Here is a 4,758-nt window from a genome sequence, read left to right on the forward strand (position 1 = left end):
GTTCCAATGCCTGTGTTGAGTATGGCTCTTGGTGTCTGATAATGTACCTAGTTTTTCTATTGCTTTTGTGCTGAACAGTGACTAATATTTGATGTAAATGAGAATTAATATCATAAAGGTGTAATTAATGATGTTACCTTTACTTGCTGCATTATTATTTATAGTGGGACTTGGCAAAAAGTTGTCGGTTCCAAATTCGTGGCTCTTCTACTATGCACTTTCTGTTGTATTGTTAAGCTGGCTATTCAGTATGAACCCCATTTTTGTCCTGATCCCGTTGTTTATCTTGTCACCTTGTCTTATCCACTATCGACATATCAAGGTGATTAAAATGGCTTATGTGGGCTGCCTGCTGCTGTCTTTTTTCGTCTCTTGGCTTGTGTAAACCAATCCATGTCTTTTCTCGCCAGACATTCCAAGTAGTTTGGGGATAGTATTTGTGAAAATCATAAGGTAGGATCGCCGGCCTTTTTCTGATGCTAGGAGGTAGCGATGTTTATTGGTTTTGACTATGGAACGGCGAACTGTTCTGTCGCGATGATGCAAGATGGGCAGCCAACATTGTTACCCATAGAAGGTAAAAGCCACTACATTCCTTCGACAATATGCGCCCCGACGCGAGAGTCCATTTCTGAGCATCTGTTCCGTCATCATAATATTACGCCAAGCGATAAAATTGGTGAGCAAGTACTTCGCCGCGCGATCAATGTGAATAGAGAAGAGAGTATTGAACTTGCCGCGCAAGACATTGCCTTTGGCCAAGCGGCGCTCGATCTCTATCTGCAGGATCCGCGCGATATTTATTACGTTAAATCCCCTAAATCATTTCTAGGCGCGGCAGGTTTACGTGATGTGCAGGTCAGTTTTTTCGAAGACTTGGTGTGCGCCATGATGGTCAATATTAAGCACAATGCAGAGCAGCACCTTCAGCGTAGCATCCAAGATACTGTGATTGGTCGTCCTATTAACTTTCATGGACGAGGTGGTAAAGAGGCCAATCGACAAGCGGAATCTATTTTACAACGTGCGGCGAAACGCGCCGGTTTTCAGCACATCAGTTTTCAGTTTGAACCCGTTGCGGCGGGTTTAGAATATGAAGCGACTCTGGTGCAAGATCAAACCGTACTGGTGGTTGATATCGGTGGTGGAACCACCGACTGTTCATTGCTAAAAATGGGGCCGAGTTGGCGAGGTCGTGACGACCGCACCGCGAGTTTGCTTGCGCATAGTGGCCAACGGGTCGGAGGCAATGATCTTGATATCTATATTGCTTTCAAACAGTTGATGTCTTCTTTTGGATTAGGAAGTAAAGCCATTTCTGGCATTGATATGCCGATCACGCAGTTTTGGAACCCGATTGCAATTAACAACGTGGAAGCGCAACGTGACTTCTATGCTCAGCAAAACTTGGCAGCATTGAAATTGCTACACAAAGAGGCGCAGCAACCAGAAAAGTTGGCGCGTTTGCTGAAAGTCTATTTTGAAACACTCGGCTATCAAATTGTACGCCGTGCAGAAGAGGCAAAAATTGCTCTATCTGATCTTACGCAATGTCAGGTGGTGCTCGATCTTCTTTCTGAGCAGATCGAAGTGCAAATTGAGCGTGAGCAAATGATCGACGCCATTGAATCCCCTAAAGCGAAAATGGTGGAATTGGTCAAAGAAGCGGTTGAACAAGGTGGCGTAAAGCCGGATGTTATCTTTATGACGGGCGGATCTGCTCGTTCTCCAATATTACGCCAAGCGGTAGAGCAGCAACTTCCCCACGTACCCGTTGTCAGCGGTAACTACTTTGGTTCAGTGACTGCTGGTTTGGCTCGTTGGGCCGAGATTTGCTATCGCTGATATGAGCGCTTAGCGCTTCGTTTTTGATGCGTTGGGGGCCGGTAATATTGCGAATGATCGTGTTTCATTAAAACATTACTGGCAACCAAGCTACCTAAGCTTATCAACCCTAATCCGATCCAAGTCAAAGGCGTTGGCATCTCACCAAAAACGGGAATCGCCAACAAGGTTGCCACGACTGGTGTTGCAGAGCCAAAGGCCGCGGAGCGTTCTGCGCCGAGTGTTGAAACTGCATATAAATAGGTAAATGCTGCAATGAGTCCCGCCCCGACACCTTGTAGCAGTGTGTGTCCCGCCAGTTCTTTCCACGGCCAGAGTGCAAAAGAGTGTGTGGCTAAGTAGCTATCGACGATGCCTAAAGCGATTAGAACGGCCAATAAAATAGTAGAAAGTAAAGCAACCCATCCCGCGCTGACGAGCGCATGCAAATTCGCTACCCGCGCACAAATCGTAAACATTGCCCACATCAGGCTGCCGGTTAAAAACATCAAATGTCCGGTCAAACGGTTTGACTCAAAATCAGTGGCACTTGAATAGAGGAAAATACCAACCCCTGCCACCACTAAAGTCAGCCCAGCGACTCGATGGCGACTTAACGGCTGTTTAAACAGCAACACCGCGATACCCGAGACAAACAGCGGCAGCACGCCCGGAACAAGCGCGCTACCATCAGAAACCGGAACGTATTGCATCGCATGGCTTGTCACTAGTAAATAGGGCAATCCACAGCCAATAAATAGACCAATTAAGTAACGTATAGGTATATTTTGCAATTGATGTCGAGTTCTCCAAACCAATGGAGAGAGCAACAAAGCGGGCAGTAAAAAGCGCGTTAATGCAATATCCGCAGGGGTTAATAGGCCGCTGGCTCCTGCCTTTAAAGAGAGGAAAAAGCCGGACCATAATAACAGCGTGGTGCCTATCGCGAGGTAGCCATAAATCATAATCTTATTCACATCAATGGATGGTTTCTCACCATTATCTATGGTTCGGCTTACTTTTATCCGGCAAGTTCCCCCTTATTGCTAGATGGTTTAGCACTTATCCGCTATAAATTAGCAAAATGTTAGTGGATTTAATCAAGGATCGAGTAATGGATAGAATAGACCGCCGCATGTTGACCTTATTACAAACAGAGGGACGCTTAAGCACCGCAGAGCTTGCGGAAAAGGTTGGATTATCACCTTCTCCCTGCGCAAGACGCTTGAAACGATTAGAGGAGAGCGGGATCATTGATGGCTATCAAGCTCGCTTAAGCCGGCAAGCTGTCGGGGTTGGGATGACGGTTTTTGTTGAAGTTAGCCTGAATAACCATCAAGCCGCTTCCATTGATAGTTTTGAAGAGGCAATCAAAGAGATGGAAGAGGTGATCAGCTGCCATGTGGTTTCAGGTGCGTATGATTACTTGTTGGAAGTCGTTAGTGCCAATTTATCAGGGTACGAAGCATTTACGCGTCAGTTACAGCGGCTCAACAATGTAAAAGATATGCATACCCACCTCGCCATGCGTCAAGTGAAAGCCGCTACCGCGATGCCTATTTGGGTTTAGAGACAGCACTTGCGTGCTGTCTTCAGGTCAGGCGTGCTTATTCAAATTGAAATGACGCGAGAGAGTTTTTACTGATTTCGTTGGCAATCAATTGATGGATGGCCGTGGTAGGGTGCGTGACGCCCCAAAATACGTATTTGTCAGAGCTATGGTAAGCGCAATCATTGGTTAAGCTATGACGGTATAAGTAATCTAAAGCTGAATTGCGATTGATGTTGAGGCATGCATCGGTCGCATTTTCAAAGCCGTATTGCTGTGGATTGGCTGTGAGGTTTTCAAACAAGCTATGAGCATCAAACAGGATGATATTTACCCCTTGCATCTGATAATACAGCGCTTGTTGCTGAATAAACGCATTGAAGGTGGTGATCTTAGCGCTGACTTTCGCTATCTCTTCTGCTGTTGAATATTTGAACTGCGGGGCTTTGGTTGCATCGGGCAGGGTGAGTAGAATAATATTTTTGGCCCCTGAATCCACAAGACGAATCATCGCGCTGCTAAAATCTGCTTTGACTTCATATACTTCACGGTTGTAATTCATAAAGTCATTTAAGCCAAATTCAAGGGTAAAGAGCGTATTTTCTGGCTGGTAGTTTTTGGCCATTGTCATGTAATTTAGATAAGAGCGGACTTGATCGTTCACACCCGTCAGCGCGATATATTGATTACGCCCTGCGGCACCGCCAATCGCCCAGTTATATACAGGTAAATCGTGCATTTTTGCTAAATACTCTGTCCACACCAAACCATTGGAAAAGTGTCCTAAAAACCAAGAGTTAGGATTGGGAAATTTCCATTGTGACGCATTGAATATATTTCCTGTATCCGAAAGGCTGTCACCTATGGTCACCATTTTATTAATGACGGGTTTGGCATTTTGTTTATCGTTAGTCCAAATCGAATGATTGTATGAGAACCTATTGTCTGCCGCGAAATAAGTAATATCTGCAGAATCGTGACTGACGCCGAGCGTCTCTTCACAACGCTGTTTTATTTCATATTGTGAGGTGTCGGTATAAAACATATTTTTAAAGCGCACAGACGACCACCAGTAACCACTAATGGTGTAGTCATTTCCTTGTTCATCCAATGCCCATTCCCAATCCGTTGCTGGGTCATCATGATTGCCAGCGGGCCGATACCAACAGCGTACATAAGTGTAGGTTTGCTTATTTTGCGTATTCATTACGCCATAAGCGGTAACTGGTTCTGAGGAGGTATCCGTATTTTCTGCAATCGCCATGGAGAGTGGCAATATTGCAGTCATCAATAATGTTATTAGTTTCATATTTTTTTCTTATTGGTTTAGGCGCATATTCACTCAAGAATAAGTGCGAAAGTGAAATTAAACAACTGGTCAGACC

5 protein-coding genes are annotated in these 4,758 nt (G+C 45.1%); 3 read left to right on the forward strand and 2 right to left on the reverse strand.

The features are described 5' to 3' along the window. Positions 1-127 precede the first annotated feature (127 nt). Together AACT21_RS06705 and yegD are read left to right on the forward strand one after the other, a co-directional pair. On the forward strand, positions 128-385 hold the full coding sequence (locus AACT21_RS06705) for a hypothetical protein (protein WP_017045096.1): 258 nt from the start codon (positions 128-130) through the stop codon (positions 383-385). Between the two features lie 107 nt (positions 386-492). Then, positions 493-1,845, forward strand: a complete 1,353-nt coding sequence (gene yegD, locus AACT21_RS06710) for a molecular chaperone (protein ID WP_094164461.1) — start codon at positions 493-495, stop codon at positions 1,843-1,845. Here yegD and AACT21_RS06715 read toward each other — a convergent pair. Then, positions 1,836-2,789: a DMT family transporter gene (locus AACT21_RS06715; RefSeq protein WP_176430239.1), complete on the reverse strand. Its 954-nt coding sequence runs from the start codon at positions 2,787-2,789 to the stop codon at positions 1,836-1,838. The genes yegD and AACT21_RS06715 overlap by 10 nt on opposite strands. A 149-nt stretch (positions 2,790-2,938) precedes the next feature. Here AACT21_RS06715 and AACT21_RS06720 point away from each other — a divergent pair, with 149 nt between their 5' ends. After that, positions 2,939-3,394, forward strand: coding sequence for an Lrp/AsnC family transcriptional regulator (locus AACT21_RS06720; RefSeq protein ID WP_026027548.1), 456 nt, complete (start codon positions 2,939-2,941; stop codon positions 3,392-3,394). 37 nt (positions 3,395-3,431) lie between these two features. Here the strand turns inward: AACT21_RS06720 and AACT21_RS06725 are convergent, their stop codons facing one another. Next, positions 3,432-4,682 (reverse strand): SGNH/GDSL hydrolase family protein, encoded by a 1,251-nt coding sequence (locus tag AACT21_RS06725; protein ID WP_094164463.1) that lies wholly within the window; start codon positions 4,680-4,682, stop codon positions 3,432-3,434. Positions 4,683-4,758 lie beyond the last annotated feature (76 nt).

The sequence above is a fragment of the Vibrio sp. V08_P9A1T1 genome (assembly GCF_963874405.1).
Lineage (GTDB): Bacteria > Pseudomonadota > Gammaproteobacteria > Enterobacterales > Vibrionaceae > Vibrio > Vibrio anguillarum.